19 protein-coding genes and 1 tRNA gene are annotated in these 15,930 nt (G+C 68.0%); 15 read left to right on the forward strand and 5 right to left on the reverse strand.

Translation table 11 applies throughout. The features are described 5' to 3' along the window. The first annotated feature begins 198 nt into the window (after positions 1-198). Positions 199-1,239, forward strand: coding sequence for a hypothetical protein (locus tag AC3WJB_RS04565; RefSeq protein ID WP_492679149.1), 1,041 nt, complete (start codon positions 199-201; stop codon positions 1,237-1,239). Next, positions 1,236-1,787 carry a GNAT family N-acetyltransferase gene (locus AC3WJB_RS04570; protein ID WP_492679151.1) on the forward strand — a complete coding sequence of 184 codons (552 nt, stop codon included), beginning with the start codon at positions 1,236-1,238 and terminating at the stop codon, positions 1,785-1,787. Before AC3WJB_RS04565 ends, AC3WJB_RS04570 begins: the two co-directional genes overlap by 4 nt. Positions 1,788-1,808: 21 nt before the next feature. On the opposite strand, the gene AC3WJB_RS04575 is transcribed toward AC3WJB_RS04570, so the two are convergent. Further along, a complete protein-coding gene (locus tag AC3WJB_RS04575; protein WP_492679153.1) occupies positions 1,809-2,672 on the reverse strand; it encodes an NAD-dependent protein deacetylase in 864 nt (287 codons plus the stop codon). Positions 2,673-2,840: 168 nt separating this feature from the next. Between AC3WJB_RS04575 and AC3WJB_RS04580 the strand changes: the two genes are divergently transcribed. Next, the gene (locus tag AC3WJB_RS04580) at positions 2,841-3,323 is read left to right on the forward strand and encodes a hypothetical protein (protein WP_492679155.1); all 483 of its coding nucleotides are present in this window, start codon (positions 2,841-2,843) and stop codon (positions 3,321-3,323) included. Positions 3,324-3,339: 16 nt separating this feature from the next. On the opposite strand, the gene AC3WJB_RS04585 is transcribed toward AC3WJB_RS04580, so the two are convergent. Then, complete coding sequence (locus AC3WJB_RS04585) at positions 3,340-3,612, reverse strand: hypothetical protein (RefSeq protein WP_492679157.1); 273 nt, start codon at positions 3,610-3,612, stop codon at positions 3,340-3,342. A gap of 154 nt (positions 3,613-3,766) precedes the next feature. On the opposite strand from AC3WJB_RS04585, the gene AC3WJB_RS04590 reads away from it, so the two are divergent. Further along, positions 3,767-3,955, forward strand: a complete 189-nt coding sequence (locus AC3WJB_RS04590) for a CPXCG motif-containing cysteine-rich protein (RefSeq protein ID WP_492679159.1) — start codon at positions 3,767-3,769, stop codon at positions 3,953-3,955. 8 nt (positions 3,956-3,963) lie between these two features. Here AC3WJB_RS04590 and pncA read toward each other — a convergent pair whose 3' ends face one another. Further along, on the reverse strand, positions 3,964-4,605 hold the full coding sequence (gene pncA / locus AC3WJB_RS04595; protein WP_492679161.1) for a bifunctional nicotinamidase/pyrazinamidase: 642 nt from the start codon (positions 4,603-4,605) through the stop codon (positions 3,964-3,966). 95 nt (positions 4,606-4,700) lie between these two features. Between pncA and AC3WJB_RS04600 the strand changes: the two genes are divergently transcribed. From AC3WJB_RS04600 to AC3WJB_RS04620, 5 genes are all read left to right on the forward strand, one after another. After that, positions 4,701-5,087, forward strand: coding sequence for a hypothetical protein (locus AC3WJB_RS04600; protein ID WP_492679163.1), 387 nt, complete (start codon positions 4,701-4,703; stop codon positions 5,085-5,087). A gap of 158 nt (positions 5,088-5,245) precedes the next feature. Beyond that, the gene (gene dusA, locus AC3WJB_RS04605; RefSeq protein WP_492679165.1) at positions 5,246-6,259 is read left to right on the forward strand and encodes a tRNA dihydrouridine(20/20a) synthase DusA; all 1,014 of its coding nucleotides are present in this window, start codon (positions 5,246-5,248) and stop codon (positions 6,257-6,259) included. A gap of 83 nt (positions 6,260-6,342) precedes the next feature. Further along, a complete protein-coding gene (locus AC3WJB_RS04610; RefSeq protein ID WP_492679167.1) occupies positions 6,343-6,651 on the forward strand; it encodes a PepSY domain-containing protein in 309 nt (102 codons plus the stop codon). 8 nt (positions 6,652-6,659) lie between these two features. Continuing rightward, positions 6,660-7,352: a response regulator transcription factor gene (locus AC3WJB_RS04615; protein ID WP_492679169.1), complete on the forward strand. Its 693-nt coding sequence runs from the start codon at positions 6,660-6,662 to the stop codon at positions 7,350-7,352. Positions 7,353-7,359: 7 nt separating this feature from the next. Continuing rightward, the gene (locus AC3WJB_RS04620; RefSeq protein WP_492683070.1) at positions 7,360-8,736 is read left to right on the forward strand and encodes an ATP-binding protein; all 1,377 of its coding nucleotides are present in this window, start codon (positions 7,360-7,362) and stop codon (positions 8,734-8,736) included. A gap of 122 nt (positions 8,737-8,858) precedes the next feature. Here the strand turns inward: AC3WJB_RS04620 and AC3WJB_RS04625 are convergent, their stop codons facing one another. Next, a complete protein-coding gene (locus AC3WJB_RS04625; protein ID WP_492679171.1) occupies positions 8,859-9,179 on the reverse strand; it encodes a hypothetical protein in 321 nt (106 codons plus the stop codon). A gap of 120 nt (positions 9,180-9,299) precedes the next feature. Here AC3WJB_RS04625 and AC3WJB_RS04630 point away from each other — a divergent pair, with 120 nt between their 5' ends. From AC3WJB_RS04630 to AC3WJB_RS04655, 6 genes are all read left to right on the forward strand, one after another. Then, positions 9,300-10,346, forward strand: a complete 1,047-nt coding sequence (locus AC3WJB_RS04630) for a biotin--[acetyl-CoA-carboxylase] ligase (protein ID WP_492679173.1) — start codon at positions 9,300-9,302, stop codon at positions 10,344-10,346. Next, positions 10,343-11,137 carry a type III pantothenate kinase gene (locus AC3WJB_RS04635; RefSeq protein ID WP_492679175.1) on the forward strand — a complete coding sequence of 265 codons (795 nt, stop codon included), beginning with the start codon at positions 10,343-10,345 and terminating at the stop codon, positions 11,135-11,137. The genes AC3WJB_RS04630 and AC3WJB_RS04635 overlap by 4 nt, the downstream gene beginning before the upstream one ends. Before the next feature lie 2 nt (positions 11,138-11,139). Then, complete coding sequence (locus AC3WJB_RS04640) at positions 11,140-11,838, forward strand: SPOR domain-containing protein (RefSeq protein WP_492679177.1); 699 nt, start codon at positions 11,140-11,142, stop codon at positions 11,836-11,838. A gap of 54 nt (positions 11,839-11,892) precedes the next feature. Beyond that, positions 11,893-11,968 (forward strand) — tRNA-Thr (locus AC3WJB_RS04645). Between the two features lie 63 nt (positions 11,969-12,031). Beyond that, a complete protein-coding gene (rocF, locus tag AC3WJB_RS04650; RefSeq protein WP_492679179.1) occupies positions 12,032-12,946 on the forward strand; it encodes an arginase in 915 nt (304 codons plus the stop codon). 43 nt (positions 12,947-12,989) lie between these two features. Then, positions 12,990-14,345: a tryptophan--tRNA ligase gene (locus AC3WJB_RS04655; RefSeq protein WP_492679181.1), complete on the forward strand. Its 1,356-nt coding sequence runs from the start codon at positions 12,990-12,992 to the stop codon at positions 14,343-14,345. A 144-nt stretch (positions 14,346-14,489) separates the two neighbouring features. Here AC3WJB_RS04655 and AC3WJB_RS04660 read toward each other — a convergent pair whose 3' ends face one another. After that, positions 14,490-15,848, reverse strand: coding sequence for a dihydrolipoamide acetyltransferase family protein (locus tag AC3WJB_RS04660; RefSeq protein WP_492679183.1), 1,359 nt, complete (start codon positions 15,846-15,848; stop codon positions 14,490-14,492). Positions 15,849-15,930: the final 82 nt, after the last annotated feature.

Below are 15,930 nucleotides of genomic sequence, written 5' to 3' on the forward strand. Positions count from 1 at the left end.
AGGTATCCGGCAGGTCCTGCGAGCGGGAATCCGGGGTTGCGGCCGAGCGGTCAACGCGGCGTCCCGCGACGCTCCGGGGACGGGTGGAAAGCGTGGTGGAAACTGCGGGTTTCCTCGCCTTTCACGCTTATACTGTAGGCCGCTCTTGTTTGGCTTGCTGATTGCCGCGGCACAGTACAACCCAAGCGGAGGTTCACCATGAGTGGCCTGGGCGACGTGCGGATCCGGCGAGGAAACGTCGCCGCGTGGGCAGTGCAGGTGGTCCTGCTGATCGGGCTGGCGGCTTGCAGTTCGGGCTCCCCGCCGCCGCCGCGGAACATGGGGGCGAGCGGGCAAGGCCCCGAGCGTGGTGTGGACGTGAACCCGCCGCCGCCGCCCGCGGCGCCTGCCAATGCGGGCACGCATGCTGCGGTGACGTCCGCGCGTCCCGCTCCCGCCCAGGCTGCTCCCGAGCTCCCGCCGCGAATGTCGGCAGCCCGGCCGGCGCCGCGCCCGCCTGGCGAGCTTGCCGCTGCGCGCCCGCGGCGTTCGACCGACGCGCTCCGCGCGCGCCCGCCTGCCGGCCATACGTACCCGTCCGCTCCTGCCCACCCGGTGCCCCCGCTGCAGACTGCGGCGAGGGTCGACGCGGCAGCGCCTGCGATCAGGGCGGCCGACGTGGGTGCCGATCTCGCCAGCTACATCGCCCGGGTTTCCGCCACCGACCATTTTGAATTGCCGGGTGCCAAGGGCCTGCTGACGGTATGGATCGGCCTGGCGCAGAACCTGCCGCAGGCAACCGCCGGCACGGCTTCGGCGACCCAATCCTTGGGCATGCGCGGCCAGACCGCCACGATCGCTCCGTTTGCTCCGGACTTCGAGGTCGATCCGGCCAGCACGGTGTGTGAGCGCATCGTGCCCTCGGGCTCGGCGGTGAATTTCGCCTTGGTGCCGAAGCGCGCCGGCGAGCTGACCGTGGGCGCCAACGTGCAACTGTTCGACTCGGCGGACTGCTCGGGGGTGCCCGTACCCAAGTCCACCAGTCTCATCCGGGTCCAGGTCCAGGTGTGCCGGATGTGCTACGTGCAGTCGGGCCTGGCCAGCCTTGGGCTCACGGCGTGGAATGCGTTCACGCAGTTCTGGGCCTGGCTGCTGGGCGTGGTGTTCCTGACCCTGGGAATATTGATCAACCGCTGGCGCCGGCGCCGCTTTCACATCAGCAAGGCCGACGAAGCGTCCGGGCCCGGTGGCGTGTCTTGAGCGGCACGGCGTCCCTGTCCGGGTCATCCGCGACGATTACGCACCGGCCGGCGGACCGCGCAGATTTCCCCGCCATCCTGGCCCTCAACCGGGCCTATGTGGCGGTATTGAGCCCACTGGATGAGGCACGCCTGGCGACGCTGCATGCCTGTGCGGCGTTGCACCGGGTGGTCGAGGTGGACGGCGAGGTGGCCGCCTTCATGCTCGCGATGCGCGAAGACTCCCCATATGACGGCGCGAACTTCCGCTGGTTCGTGCAGCGCCACGAGCGTTTCCTGTACGTGGACCGCATCGTCGTGGCCCGCCATGCCCAGGGGCACGGCATAGGCCGCCTGCTGTACCGCCTCGCCATCGCGCTGGCGGCGCATGCGCGGGTCCCCTGGCTCACCTGCGAGGTCGACGTCGAGCCGCCAAACCCCACCTCACAACGCTTCCATCGACAGTTGGGATTTCGCCAGGAGGGGCGGCGCCAACTCGATGGCGGCAAGACGGTGGCGATGCTCGCCCTGGAGGTTCCGCCGGCAACTGGCCCGGCGCGGCATGGATAGCTCGGCTGGGGCTCCCGCGGGCTACGGTGACGACGATACGGTTCGCACGGCTGGGGCTTGGGGCCTGGCCTGCAACTGCACCGGGTCGAGGAAAGCCAACGCGTCGCTGACTTTGGCGTCGAGCTTCAGCGTGAGCAGCGGGTCGGCGCGAGTGTGGCCCAGCGTCACCGCTGCCACGGGCTTGCCGGCCAAGGCGGCGGCGCGCACGAAACGGTAGCCGGAATACACCATCAGCGATGAGCCGACCACGAGCACGGCATCCGCCGCCTGCCAGGCGCGGCTGGCGACGTCGATCCGCTCGCGTGGCACGGCTTCGCCGAAAAACACCACATCCGGTTTGACGCTGCCGCCGCAGCGCGGGCAGGCCGGGACGACGAAGCCGCTGAAGTCCTGCCCTTCCAGTTCGGCGTCACCGTCGGGCGCGATGACGGCATCGAGTCCGGCCCAAGCCGGGTTGGCGGCCAGCAGCTCGCGCTGATAATCGTCGCGTGGCCGAATCAGCCCGCACACCATGCAGCGTACGCGATCCAGGCGGCCATGCAGGTCGACGACCTGCCGGCTGCCGGCACGCTGGTGCAGGCGGTCGACGTTCTGCGTGACCAGCAAGCCGACCTGGCCGCGCCGCTCCAATTCGACCAGCGCCCGATGCGCGGCATTTGGCCGCGCCGCGCGAAAATGCAACCAGCCGAGCATGCTGCGTGCCCAGTAACGTTGGCGCACCCGGGGCTCGTGCATGAACGCGGCGTACATGACGGGCGTGCTTGCGCGCTTCCATTGCCCGTCGCGGTCGCGATAATCGGGGATGCCCGATTCGGTGCTGCAACCGGCGCCGGTCAAGACGAACAGCTGCGGATGAGTGGCGATGAATTGCTGCAGGTTGGTCATGAGCTGCCTATGGGTGCGTAGTGCCAAGAATGACAGGCCACGCCGCCTTCGGCCTGGCCGCTCGTGGTGCTCGGCTCACGCCGGCGGTTGTCACGCCACTGAGTCGGGCCAAGACATCCGGCGCTGCCGGCGTCGGGCCTGCGCGAAGTGCCTGTGAGATCAGGATCCATGTTGCCATCCACCCCGCGCTATCCCCCTGCTGCTTACGGTGTCTGGTTGTTTGCCACCACCGGCTTGGTGGCCATCATTGCCGCAGGTGCGTTGTCGGCCGCGCTCGCGCACGCCCCGACGCGTGCGGCCATGTGGCTGACGGCCTACCTGGTGCTGGTTGTCGGCATCGCCCAGGTCGCCTTGGGTGCGGGCCAGGCGGGGCTGGCTTCGCGCCCGCCGCCGTCGGCCTTGCTCGGCAGCCAATGGTTGCTGTTCAACGGCGCCAACGCACTGGTGATTTCCGGTCGATTGCTCGTCCGGCCGGCCGCGGTGGCGGTCGGTGCGGTGCTGCTGGCGATGGCCTTGGGCTTGTTCCTGCGCGGCGTACGCGGCGCCGACGGGGGCTGGCTGCTGCAGGTCTATCGATTGCTGGTCGCCTTGCTTGCCTGCAGCGCGCTGGTAGGGGTCGGGCTCTCGCTTTTTACCGCCCAGGCGGGGTAGTGCGCGGGAGCCGGTATCAAGCCGGCGGCGCCGGGTCGTCAAAGCCGGTGTAGCCAACCGGAAAGATCGGGGTGCCGTCGGCTTCCAGCCCGACCAAGTCCTCCAGCGCCTTTGCAGCGGCCTGCTCAGCGGCGTCCTGGCTGCGAAAGCTGCGGTTTTCGCACACCGCGTAGTAGATCGGGTAGCCGTGGCCGTTTTGCGGTAAGACCCTGAGCAGGGCCGTATAGCGGGCGCCTTCGAGCGTCGCGCTGGAGCGGACCCGCCAGTGGTCGAGGGTGCGTTCAGCCATGCCAGGGTGTGTTCGGGTGGGCGGCCAGTGTAACCCCGGCATGCTCCCGCATGACGCCGCGCGGTTGCGGTCGCCGTGGAACGCCCGGCTACGCTTGCTGCAAATCCGACGGTGATTGTGCTGTACTTTTGCGTGTACTTCACGCGAGGCCCGCATGTCCCTGCTGCATATGCTGTATTGCCCTTATTGCAATGAACCGATCGAGATCGTGATCGATCCATCCGTGCCCAGCCAGTCCTACATCGAGGATTGCCAGGTGTGCTGCCGCCCCATCAGCCTGGAGGTGGAGATCGACGAGGACGGTGACATCGAGGTGCATGCGGCGACCGAGGACGAAGCCTGACGCCGCCTTCAGGCGCCGCGCAATTGCCCGCTGTCGATACAGCCGATGTCCTGGTCGGCGAGGGCCTGGCGTGTAGCCTGGTCGGTGTCGGTCGTGACCGGACGCGTGAGATCCCAGACTACGCTGGTGCGAAAACCCAGCCGCCGGGCGTCCTGTGCGGTCCACAGCACGCAGACGTCGCGGGCGAGCCCGCACACGAAGACTTCCTCCACGCCGCGCTCGCGCAGCCAGCCGGCGAAGCCGGTACTCGGCCGCCGGCCATCCGCGCCGTAGTTCTCGCGAAAACCGCTGTAGGAATCCACGTGTGGATCGGTACCCTTGCGGATCACCGCGTCCAGCGCTGACCAGTCGATGGCCGGATGCAGTGCGGCGCCGGCCGTCCCCTGCACGCAATGGTCTGGCCACAGGGTCTGCGCGTGACCGTGCAAGTCGATGTGCGCGAACGGCTGCTGGCCTGGATGCGAGCTGGCGAAGGACACATGGCCGCGGGGGTGCCAATCTTGCGTGGCCACCACGTCGGATACGACGCGCGCATGCAGCAGCCGATCCAAGCCGGGGATGATCTCATCACCGTGGTCACAGGCCAGGGGACCGCCGGGCATGAAATCAGGCTGTACATCGACGACGATCAGGGCTTGGCGCTTGGACATGCCGCAAGTATGCCGCATCACGCATTACCGATGCCCTGGTTGTCATGCCGGCCAGCCCGGGCATAATTGATGTGGCCGGTGCAGGGGAGGCCGCGATGCCGTACAACCAGTCGTGGATGGGCCTTGGCATCGTGGGAGGCTTGGAGGCTGGGCTCATTTCAGCCTTGGCTGGGGTGCTGCTGTTTGGGGTGTTCCACTGGCTGGGGCGACGCCACGGCTGGAGCGATGGTCCGCAGATTGGCTGGGCCTTCTTGTCGGCCATGCTGCTCACCGCCGGCGGGGACGTAGCCAACCTCTTTTACTTCAACTACGCGGCGCTGCAATCGTTGCCGCTGCTGCGCGCCAAACTGGCCGAGGTGCATGATCCGGGCAACATGGGCCTGCGCGTGGTGTGCGAGATCCTGGGCGTGACCCTGGGCATCTATCTCGGCTGGTGGTTGAGCCGGCGCAAGTGGCGGAGTCATCATTCCCGGCGGCGCTGAGCGCCATCGCTGCCGGCCGCTGTGCGCCGCGGCCGCCCAGCCGGCGCCGGAACGGAGACCGTAGCCAACCCGCTGGTCGTTGGCAGTGCTGGCGATATGGCTGGGCGTCGGCGTCGCCGGGGCGACAACGGGCGCGCTTTGGGCGACCATAGGTGCTTATGGATGAACTGGCAGCTCCTGTTTTGCCTGGCGCGGAAGCATCCGCCTGGCGCTTCTGTGTCGCGCCCATGATGGATTGGACTGATCGGCATTGCCGGTATTTCCACCGTCTGCTGGCGCCGCACGCGCGCTTGTATACGGAAATGGTGACTGGCATGGCGCTGGTGCGGGGCGATGCCGACCGCCTGCTGGCGCATGACGCCGTGGAACACCCGCTGGCGCTGCAACTGGGCGGCAGCGATCCCGCGCAACTGGCCCAGGCCGCGCGACGCGGCGTACGGGCCGGTTATGACGAGATCAACCTCAACGTCGGCTGCCCGTCGGATCGGGTCCAGGCGGCGCGCTTCGGCGCTTGCCTGATGCTGGAGCCCGCGCTGGTCGGCGCCTGCGTCCAGGCCATGCGCGAGGCGGTGGACGTGCCAGTTACGGTGAAATGCCGGATCGGCGTGGACGAGCAGGATGCCTACGGCGACCTGCAGCATTTCACCGAGTGCATGCTGGCGGCGGGCGTCGGGGTGCTGGTGGTGCATGCGCGCAAGGCCTGGCTGCAGGGCCTGTCGCCCAAGCAGAACCGTGAGGTGCCGCCGCTCGACTACGCCCGCGTTTATCGCCTGAAGCGCGAATTCCCGCAGCTGCAGGTCATCCTTAACGGTGGCATCACCACGCTCGAAGACATACGCCTGCACCTGGGCCAGCTCGACGGGGTCATGCTGGGTCGCGCCGCATATCACGATCCCTACCTGCTGGCGCGCATCGAGGCCATGTTGCACGGGCGACCGCTACCGGCGCGCGGTGAGTTGTTGCGTCGCCTGCGACCCTATGTCGAGGCCGAGTTGCGGCGCGGTACGGCGCTGGCGCAGATCACCCGCCATGTGCTGGGATTGTTCCAGGGCGAGCCCGGCGCGCGGGCATTCAGGCGCACCTTGAGCGAGGGCGCGCATCGGCCGGGGGCGGGCTGGGCGCTCATCGAGCAGGCGCTCGCACCTTGCGCGCCAGGAGCCTTGGCCGCGTGATCGCTGCGGGTCGGGTCTGCTTCAGGTCGTATTGCGCAGACTGGCGTGGTCCAGTAACGCCGCACCGAGGCCGGTTGCCGCCCATGCACAAGAAATTCATGGCTTGTCTGCTGTCATTGCCCATCGGCTTGACCGCCACCGCGCTGTCGGCGCAGTCTGTGGGCTCGAGGATCACGTTGGACCAGGCGGTACAGCGCGTGCAAGCGGAGACTGACGGCAAAGTGTTGTCCGCCGAGCCGCGGCGTAGCGGCCAGCGCGAGGAATACCGCATCAAGGTGCTCACGCCGGCTGGACATGTACGCGTGATCGTGGTTTCGTCAGAGGCGGGCAAGGCTACCCCGGCGGCGACGCGATCGGCAAGGCGCTCGCCAGGCAGGCGTACCGACGGCTAGGAGAAGTCATGCGTATCTTGTTGGTCGAAGACGAGGCACCCTTGCGCGAGACGCTGGCGGCGCGCCTGAAGCGGGATGGCTTTGCGGTGGACGCGGCGCAGGACGGCGAGGAAGGCATCTACCTCGGTCGCGAAGTGCCGTTCGACCTGGCGATCATCGACCTGGGCTTGCCCAAGCTTTCCGGCATGGACCTGGTCAAGGCACTGCGCGAAGAAGGCAAGCGCTATCCGATCCTGATCCTCACCGCGCGCGGCAGCTGGCAGGACAAGGTCGAGGGCCTGAAGTACGGCGCCGACGATTACCTGGTGAAACCCTTTCATGTCGAAGAGCTCCTGGCGCGCATCAACGCACTGGTGCGCCGCGCCAGCGGTTGGTCCAAGCCGATCCTGGCCTGCGGCGTGATCAAACTCGATACCACGGCGCAGACTGTGACCGTCGAGGGCAAGGTGGTGGATCTCACGAGCTATGAATACAAGGTCCTCGAATACCTGATGCTGCATGCCGGCGAGCTCGTGTCCAAGGCCGATCTCACCGAGCACATTTACCAGCAGGATTTCGATCGCGACTCCAACGTGCTCGAGGTGTTCATTGGCCGCCTGCGGCGCAAGCTGGATCCGGAAGGTGCCCTCAAACCCATAGAGACGGTACGTGGCCGAGGCTATCGATTCGCCATCCCCCGAACCGACACCGACGACGAGTAAACCTGGCGTGGCGCGGCGCCCGCTGTCGCTGGCGACGCGCGCAGCGATCGCCACGGGTTTTGTGCTGGCGGGTTTCCTCGGCCTGGTCGGTCTGACCTTGTCCCAGGCCGGCAAGGAGCGCGCCCTGAGCGCCCTGCACGATCGTCTGCAGAACTTCGCTCTGGCCTACATCACCTATACCGACGCCAACCGCTTCGGCAAGCTGCTGCCGCCAGACAAAGAGCCCGACCCGAATTTTTCGCGTCCCGGCTCGGGCCTGTACGCCGTGGCGGTGGGAGATGGCGGCTATCGCTGGGAGTCTTCCTCCGCGATTGGTCGCGATTTCAACTTTCTGCAGCCGCTGCCGCCCGGACAAAGCCAGTTCATCGGACCGGTGGATACGCGCATGGGGCGGTTGTATTACTTCAGCTATGGCGTCGCCCTGGACGTCGAGGGCAAACGGCCGGTCCACCTGACCATGCTGGTGGCGCAGACCGAGGATCAGCTGGAGGGCCAGAACGCGGTGTTCCGGCGTACGCTGGTGATCTGGCTGTCGATCCTCGGCGTCATGCTGATCGTGTTGCAGCTGCTGCTGCTGCGCTGGAGCCTCACGCCGCTGCGCCGGGTGGCCAGCGACATGAGCCGGGTCGAGCATGGCGACAGCGCGCACCTGGACAGCCAGTACCCGCAAGAACTCGTCGGCCTGACCGACCGCATCAATGGCTTCATCGACAGCGAGCGCGAACAGCGTACGCGTTACCGGCACACCCTGGCCGACCTGGCGCACAGCCTGAAGACCCCGCTGGCAGTCATCCGCTCACAGGTCGAGGCGGCGGCAGACGCCAATGACGCGCAATGGCGCAGCGGGGTGCTCTCGCAGGTGCGCCGCATGGACGAGCTGGTCGCGTATCAGCTGGCGCGGGCGGCGACGTCGGGACGCCAGACCTTTGCCAGCGCCGTGCCGATTGCGGGACATGCCGAGGATCTGGTGCGTGGACTGGAGAAGGTCTACGCCGCCAAGAATGCCCTGTGCGAGTTCGACATCGAGGATGGCGCCGTGTTCTACGGCGAGCAGGGGGACCTGCTCGAACTTATGGGCAACCTGTTGGAGAACGCGTTCAAGTGGACCCGGCACCGCGTCCTGCTCACGGTGAAGACCGAACCCGCAGCCGGCCACCAGGCGGCGACGCTGCACCTGATCGTAGAGGACGACGGGCCGGGCATTGCTGACGAGCAGGTGGAAAAGGTGTTGCAGCGTGGCGTGCGCGGCGACGAACGTGTGCAGGGCCATGGCATTGGCTTGTCGATCGTGCAGGACATTGTCCACGCCTATCACGGCAAGCTGGTGGTCGACCATTCACCGGAACTTGGCGGTGCCCGCTTCAGCGTCACCATCGCCAGCTGAGTGGGCCCCCACAAGCCCCTAGGGAAGCTCTGAACAACTCGCTCTTGATCGTCATTCCCGCTTTCGCGGGGATGACGGCAATTATTCAGACCTTCCCTAGGCGAAAGGGCATCTGGTGCTCGTTACTGGATCGAGCCTGGCAGCAGTGATTGCCAGCCGACGTGGTGCTCAGGCGTGCGATGCATGGGTGTGGCGCCCGGACTGGGCGTATTGCCGTTGCCCGACAGCGGGCTGCCCTGCTCGGCGGCGGAATTGGCCGGGTCGTTGCTGCTGTTGGCCTCGGTGGTGTCGGCGGCCGTGCTGATCGTGCTGTGCGCACTGCTGCCCATGGCTGCATGGGTCGCCGAGCTGCCCATGTCTGGCGATTCGCCGCCGGTTGTAGCTGCCACCCCCAGGCTGGCAAGACACAGTACGCAGCCGACAAGGCAATGTGTGGCGTGCATGGCAACCCCACCCGGCAGTACGTGAAATGGATGTCGTTATCCTCGCAGAAAATGGTGCACGTTGCCAGGCATGTACCGGACCCGGAGCCGCGGACGCGTCGTGCACGCTAGAATCCGCCGATGAACTGCAGTGCGCCGGCCCCTGACGAACACGCCCCGCCGGTGTCGGGCCCGCCGACCGGGCTGCGCGAGGTTCTGCTGGCGCTGGCAGCGGGTCGGCGAGTGGCGGTGACGCAGCTTGCCCAGGCGTCGGGCATGTCCCGTGCGATGGTGACCACAGGGGTCAATGCGCTGCGCGCCGCCGGGCTGCCGGTGCAGTCGCCGCGCGCGGGCTGGTACCGCTTGCCCTGGGCGTTGCAGATGCTCGACGCGAAGCGGATTCAGGCTGCCTTGCCGGCCGCTGCCGCTGCCCAGTTGGGCGCGCTCGAGGTTTGTTTTGAGCTGGATTCCACCTCGGCTGAGCTGCAGCGCCGCGGCACCGCGGCGCCGGACCTGGCCTTTGTGCTGGCAGAGAGTCAGTCTGCTGGACGGGGGCGGCGCGGACGCGCCTGGTTCTCGCCACCCGGACTGAACATTCAGGCGTCCTGCCGCAAGCGTTTTGCCTGCGGTGTGGGCGAGTTGGCCGGCCTGTCCCTGGTCGTCGGCCTGTCGGTGCTGCGTGCGCTCGAGGCCTTGGGCATCGGCGGCGTGGGCCTGAAATGGCCGAATGACCTGCAGGCGCGTTCGGGTCCGGATGCCGGCGGCAAGCTGGCCGGAATCCTGGTCGAGCTGGCCGGAGGGCGCGATGGGCCCTGCACTGCGATCGTCGGCGTGGGCTTGAACCTGCGCCTGACGGCGGCCATGCGCGAGCGCGTGGCCCAGCCACTGGCCGACCTGGCCGGCCTGTGTGGCGGCATGCCGCCGGACCGCAACTTGGTGGCGGCCAGCCTGGTTGCGGCCTTGATCGAGGGGCTGCGGCAATTCGAGGGCGCCGGCTTTGCCGCCTTCCACGCCGAGTACGGGCGCCACGACCTGCTCGCGGGCCAGGCGTTGCGGCTGAGTGGCGGGCTACAGCCCTTTGACGGCGTGGGTGCTGGAGTCGATGCACGTGGTGCCTTGCGGGTGCGCCTTGCCGACGGCAGCATGCGCACGCTGGACAGTGCCGAGATTTCGGTGCGCCGGCAATGATGCTGCTGCTGGACTTGGGCAACTCACGCCTGAAGTGGGCTTGCTGCGCGGAACCAGGGGCGGCTTGGACGGCGAGCGGTAGCCTGCCATGGTCGGCACAGCTGTCGCCGGCTTTGCGCCAGGCCTGGGCCGGATGTCCGCCGCCAGCCATGGTGCTTGCCGCTTCGGTCGTCGACGACCGGCGTGAGGCGCAGATGGACGCGGTGGTGCGCGAGTGTTTTCGGCGGGTGGTGCGCTGGGTGCGCACGCCTGCCAGCGCCTGTGGCGTACGCAACGCCTATGTCGAGCCTGGCGCGCTGGGCGTCGACCGTTTTCTCAACATGGTGGCCGCCTATGCCGCTGGCCAGGCGCCGTGCGTGCTGGCCAGTGCCGGCACGGCGCTCGCGCTGGATGCGTTGAGCGCCGATGGGCAGCATCTCGGTGGCTTGATCGCGCCGGGTGCACAGCTCATGCGAGAGTCCCTGCTGGCTGCCACTGCGCGCATCCGGCCGGGGCCGGTCGGGGCCATCGTCGATGCGGCGAGCAATACGGCCGATGCGGTCAATTCCGGTTGCTGGCAGGCCCTGGTGGCGCTGGTAGAGCGCTTTGCCATGCGCATGCGCGAACCCTTGGGCGGCGCCCCCAGGCTGCTGCTGACTGGCGGCGATGCCGGACAGTTGTTGCCGCTGCTGGGTGTGCCGGCGCAACTGGCCGAGGATGGGGTTCTGCACGGCTTGCTGCGCTGGGCAGCCAGTGAGGATGCTGGCTTGGTGCAGCGGGCGGCAGCAGGCCCCGACGGGCGGGGTGGTTGAGCGTGCTGGTGCGCTTGCTGTTCGTCTTGCTGGGACTGGCCAATATCGCGTTGGGGGCGTGGCTTTGGCTCGGACAGCCCCACCCGGCGAGGGACGCGCTGCCGGCGGCTGATCCTGGCGTCCCCCGACTGCAGCTCCTCTCCGAATTGCCGCCGGCCGCAGGTAGTGTGGCCGCGCCGGCGGTGAGCGCCAGCCTGGCAGCGGGTGCCCCGGACATCACGGATACCCTGACGGCTGATGCCGCCGGCGAGCGCCGCTGCGTCGCGCTTGGCCCCTTTGCCACACCGCAGGACGTCCGTCTGGCCCGTCAGATACTCGAAGCCAAGGTGGAGCGCTCGCGGGTGCGCCAGGAGCAGAGCACCGAGAGCGGGAGTTGGTGGGTCTACCTGCCGCCGGTCACCAATCGGGTTCAGGCTCTGGCAAGGGCGCGTCAGCTGGCCGACCGCCACGTCAGCGATTATTTCGTGGTGAGCAGCGGCGAGCACGCCAACAGCGTATCGCTTGGCTTGTTCAAGGATCCGGACAATGCGCGCCGGCGCCGGGACGAGGTGATCGCGGCGGGCTTTCCCGCCGGCATGATCCGGCGTGCTGAAACCGTGCCGGCGTACTGGCTGGACCTGGTGGTGCCGGCTGGTGCTGGCATCGACTGGCGCAGCCCCCAACTGGCCGGCGTGCAGTCGCATAGCACACCTTGCTTTTGAGCCCTGGCGGGCCGCGGTGGCGGGCCGGGCATGCTGCTAAAATCAACGGCCCCCGCCGGCATAGCTCAGTTGGTAGAGCAACTGATTTGTAATCAGTAGGTCCCCAGTTCGAATCCGGGTGCCGGCACCATACGAGCCGAGGGCGTCCGCGCCATGAACGCCGGCGTGCGCGCCAGATGACGGACCAAACATCATGTCGAAACAAAGCATCGCGCTGATTGGTGTCCCCACGGACATCGGCGCCGCCGACCGTGGCGCCTCCATGGGCCCCGAAGCGCTGCGCGTGGCCGGGCTGGCCGAACACCTGGGAGCACGGGGCTTGCAGGTGGCCGATCGCGGCAACCTGCACGGGCCGCTCAATCCCTGGCTGCCGCCGGTGCACGGCTATCGGCACCTGGCCGAGGTGCAGGCGTGGAACCAGGCGGTACATGAGGCCGTACATCGTGAGCTGGCCGAGGGCAAGCTGCCCATCATGCTGGGCGGGGACCATTGTCTGGGCATTGGCTCGATTTCAGCCGTGGCTCGGCATTGCCGCGGGCACGGCAAGCGCTTGCGCGTGTTGTGGCTGGATGCGCATACGGATTTCAATACCGCCGAAGTCACGCCCTCGGGCAACATCCATGGCATGCCGGTGGCCTGCCTGTGCGGCCATGGTCCGGACGGCCTGGTCGGCATCGGCGGGCAGACGCCGGCGCTCGCCAGCGATGCGGTGCGCTATGTCGGTATCCGTTCGGTGGACGAGGCCGAGAAGCGGCTGCTGCGTGAATCGCAGATGACGGTTTACGACATGCGCCGGATCGACGAGATCGGCATGCGCAAGGTGATGCACGAAGCCTTGGCCGGCGTCGACGAGGACACCCACCTGCACGTGAGCTTCGACGTGGATTTTCTCGATCCCTCGATCGCGCCGGGAGTAGGCACCACCGTCCCCGGCGGCCCAACCTATCGCGAGGCGCAATTGTGCATGGAGATGATCGCCGACACCGGCCGCCTCGCTTCGCTCGACCTGGTCGAGCTCAATCCGGCGTTCGACCAGCACAACGCCACGGCGAAACTGGTGGTGGACCTGGTCGAATCCCTGTTCGGCAAATCTACGCTGTTGCGTTGATCGGGCGCCGCCCGGCGTCCGACCCATTGCGAGTACCACATCCATGCGCATGCTGACCGGCATCACCACTTCCGGCACGCCCCACCTCGGCAATTACGTTGGCGCGATCCGTCCGGCGGTGGCGGCCAGCCGTCGGCCGGAGGTCGACGCGTTCTATTTCATGGCCGACTACCACGCGCTGATCAAGATCACGGATGCCGAGCGCATCGAGCGTTCGCGGCTGGAGATTGCCGCCACCTGGCTCGCGGTTGGGCTCGATCCCGAGCGGGTGACGTTCTACCGCCAATCGGACGTCCCCGAGATTCCGCAGCTCACCTGGTTCCTCACCTGCATTGCGTCCAAGGGCATGCTCAACCGTGCGCATGCCTACAAGGCGGCGGTGGAGCGCAACCTGCAGCAATCGGAGGACGCCGACGCCGGCATCACTGCCGGCTTGTACATGTATCCGGTATTGATGGCGGCCGACATCCTGGCGTTCGACGCCAACCAGGTGCCGGTGGGCCGCGACCAGGTGCAGCACATCGAGATGGCGCGCGACCTGGCACAACGCTTTAACCACCAGTACGGACGCGAATTCTTCGTGTTGCCCGAAGCGCTGATCGAGGAGCAGGTCGCCACCTTGCCTGGCCTCGACGGGCGCAAGATGTCCAAGAGTTACGACAACACAATCCCCTTATTCGCCGGCGGCGCGAAAGCCACGCGCGAGGCGGTGATGCGTATCGTCACCGACTCACGCCTGCCTGGCGAACCCAAGGACGCCGAAGCCAGCGCCTTGTTCACCATCTACCGGGCGTTTGCCGACGAAGCGGAAACCGCGGCGTTTCGCCAGGCGCTGCATGACGGCCTGGGCTGGGGCGAGGCCAAGCAGGCGCTGGTCGCCCGTATCGAGCTCGACCTGGCACCGTTGCGCGAGCGCTATGCCGCGTTCATGGCCGACCCAGGCGCGATCGAGGATATCCTGCAACGCGGGGCACAGCGGGCGCGGGCCGTGGCCACGCCGAAGATTGCCGCGCTGCGCGAGGCGCTGGGCCTGCGTGCCGGCGTCACGCACAAGACGCCGGCGCAGCCGGTAGCGCCGCGTCGGTCGCGCAAGCTGCCGCGCGTCGTCAGTTTTCGCGATGCGGACGGGCGCTTTCGTTTCCGCCTGTTCTCCGCGCAGGGTGACGAATTGTTGCTGTCGGTCGGCTTTGCCGACCCCAAGGCGGCCGGCGCCGTGCAGCAGCGGCTCCACACAGCGGGCAATGGTGCCACGGTGGCGCCGACTTCCACGCTGGGGCTGACCCTGGAACTGGACGGCAAGCTGGTTGGTAGCGCTCCAGACTTCCCGGATGCGGCGTCCCGCGACCAGGCACTGGTCGCGCTGCGCTCGGCGCTCGAGGAACTGGCGGCAGGCGACTGACGAACGCCGCAGCCGGCGTCCCTCGCCGGGCTTCGAAGAGACGTATGGAGGTATGGGCTTGCCGGCTGGTTCCGCAGGCCACCACGCCGGCGCGCCAGATGGCGGCCGGCGGATCGGTCGGATGACGGGGTGCCAGCGTGCGCCTTACTGCGGCAGGCCCAGGTCGTCCAGCAACACTTTGAGGAAGCGCGCGGCCTCGCCGCCGGTGGCCGCGCGGTGGTCGAAGGTGAGGCTGATCGGCAGGCGCCGATGCACCTCGATGCCGCCCATCACCGCGACCACGTCGTGGCTGAGCTTGCCGACGCCGACGATGGCCACGCACGGCGGCACGACGACGACGGTGCCGTAGCGGCCGGCAAACATGCCGAAGTTGGACAGGCTGATGGTGTAGCCGCTGAGCTCGCTCGCGGGGATCGAGCGGTCCTCGACCTGCGCGCGCAGGCGGTTGATGCCCTCGCGCAAGCCGTGGGCGTCGAGCAGATGGGCGTTGCGCAGCGCCGGCACGAACAGGCCATCGGCGGTGTCGACGGCAATGCCGAGGTCGACGTGGGGATGGCGGGTGATGCTGAGGTTCTGGTCGTCGAACCAGGCATTGAGGCCCGGCTCGGCCTTGCACGCGGCCACGATCGCACGGATCGTGCGCGCGGTGATGTCCTGCTTGCCGATCCAGGCGTGCAGGTCGGCGTCGTCGACGATCGTGGTCTGCACCACGCGCGCATGGGCGTCTGCCATCACCCGTGCCATGTTGCGGCGCACGCCCTTGAGCTGTTCGGGTTGGCCGCTGGCGTGGGCGCTGGGCGGCGCGGTGCGCATGGCCCGGCCTGCCTGCGAAACCGCGGTGCGCGCGGCCGGGACCGGTGCGGCGGCGCGGGCTGCCGTTGTGACGGGTGCCGCCGGTGCGGCGCCGGGCGCGGCGGTACCACCCGCGGCCGCCTGCTTGACGTCTTGCATGGTGACTACGCCGCCGGCGCCACTGGGACGCACCCGGCCCAGGTCGACCTTGAGCTTCCTCGCCAGGGCGCGCACGGCTGGAACCGCCTTGACGTTGCCGATGCTGGAGGCCTGTTCGACGTGCACGGCATTGCTGCTCGCCATGGCACCGACCACGGTGCCTTCGTCCTCGCGCTCGGCCGCCGCCGGTGCCACGCCGCCGCCATCCTGGGCGGCGGGGGCGGCGGCTGGGGCTGCTGTGCTGCGCGCCGGCTTTGCCGGGGCGTGGCCGTGGCCGCCGCTGCCTTCGGCGCGCTGCTTGGCATTCGGATCGGGTTCGAAATCGACCAGTTCGGCGCCGGTCTCGATGACGTCGCCTGGGGCGCCGTGCAGCTTGACGACCTTCCCGGTGTAGGGCGAGGGCACGTCCACGACCGCCTTGGCCGTTTCCATCGCGCACAGTGGGGCGTCGAGCTTGATGGTGTCGCCTTCCTTGACCTTCCATTCGACGATGGTGGCGTCGGGCAAGCCTTCGCCGAGGTCGGGTAGACGGAATGTCTTGATTTCAGCCATGAGATTCATCCGCAAGGTGGAAGGTGGGCGCGGTGCCCGACGAGCCGGCGCCGGATGGCATCAAGGCCATCGGGCCTGCCGG

The organism is Rhodanobacter sp. FW510-R10, assembly GCF_058781105.1.

Excerpts from the sequence above, each read along its gene's own strand:
- AC3WJB_RS04565 (WP_492679149.1), top strand. The coding sequence starts at position 199 with ATGAGTGGCCTGGGCGACGTGCGGATCCGGCGAGGAAACGTCGCCGCG.
- AC3WJB_RS04575 (WP_492679153.1), bottom strand. The coding sequence starts at position 2,672 with ATGACCAACCTGCAGCAATTCATCGCCACTCATCCGCAGCTGTTCGTC.
- AC3WJB_RS04580 (WP_492679155.1), top strand. The coding sequence starts at position 2,841 with ATGTTGCCATCCACCCCGCGCTATCCCCCTGCTGCTTACGGTGTCTGG.
- AC3WJB_RS04585 (WP_492679157.1), bottom strand. The coding sequence starts at position 3,612 with ATGGCTGAACGCACCCTCGACCACTGGCGGGTCCGCTCCAGCGCGACG.
- AC3WJB_RS04590 (WP_492679159.1), top strand. The coding sequence starts at position 3,767 with ATGTCCCTGCTGCATATGCTGTATTGCCCTTATTGCAATGAACCGATC.
- pncA (WP_492679161.1), bottom strand. The coding sequence starts at position 4,605 with ATGTCCAAGCGCCAAGCCCTGATCGTCGTCGATGTACAGCCTGATTTC.
- AC3WJB_RS04600 (WP_492679163.1), top strand. The coding sequence starts at position 4,701 with ATGCCGTACAACCAGTCGTGGATGGGCCTTGGCATCGTGGGAGGCTTG.
- dusA (WP_492679165.1), top strand. The coding sequence starts at position 5,246 with ATGGATGAACTGGCAGCTCCTGTTTTGCCTGGCGCGGAAGCATCCGCC.
- AC3WJB_RS04610 (WP_492679167.1), top strand. The coding sequence starts at position 6,343 with ATGCACAAGAAATTCATGGCTTGTCTGCTGTCATTGCCCATCGGCTTG.
- AC3WJB_RS04615 (WP_492679169.1), top strand. The coding sequence starts at position 6,660 with ATGCGTATCTTGTTGGTCGAAGACGAGGCACCCTTGCGCGAGACGCTG.
- AC3WJB_RS04625 (WP_492679171.1), bottom strand. The coding sequence starts at position 9,179 with ATGCACGCCACACATTGCCTTGTCGGCTGCGTACTGTGTCTTGCCAGC.
- AC3WJB_RS04630 (WP_492679173.1), top strand. The coding sequence starts at position 9,300 with ATGAACTGCAGTGCGCCGGCCCCTGACGAACACGCCCCGCCGGTGTCG.
- AC3WJB_RS04635 (WP_492679175.1), top strand. The coding sequence starts at position 10,343 with ATGATGCTGCTGCTGGACTTGGGCAACTCACGCCTGAAGTGGGCTTGC.
- rocF (WP_492679179.1), top strand. The coding sequence starts at position 12,032 with ATGTCGAAACAAAGCATCGCGCTGATTGGTGTCCCCACGGACATCGGC.
- AC3WJB_RS04655 (WP_492679181.1), top strand. The coding sequence starts at position 12,990 with ATGCGCATGCTGACCGGCATCACCACTTCCGGCACGCCCCACCTCGGC.
- AC3WJB_RS04660 (WP_492679183.1), bottom strand. The coding sequence starts at position 15,848 with ATGGCTGAAATCAAGACATTCCGTCTACCCGACCTCGGCGAAGGCTTG.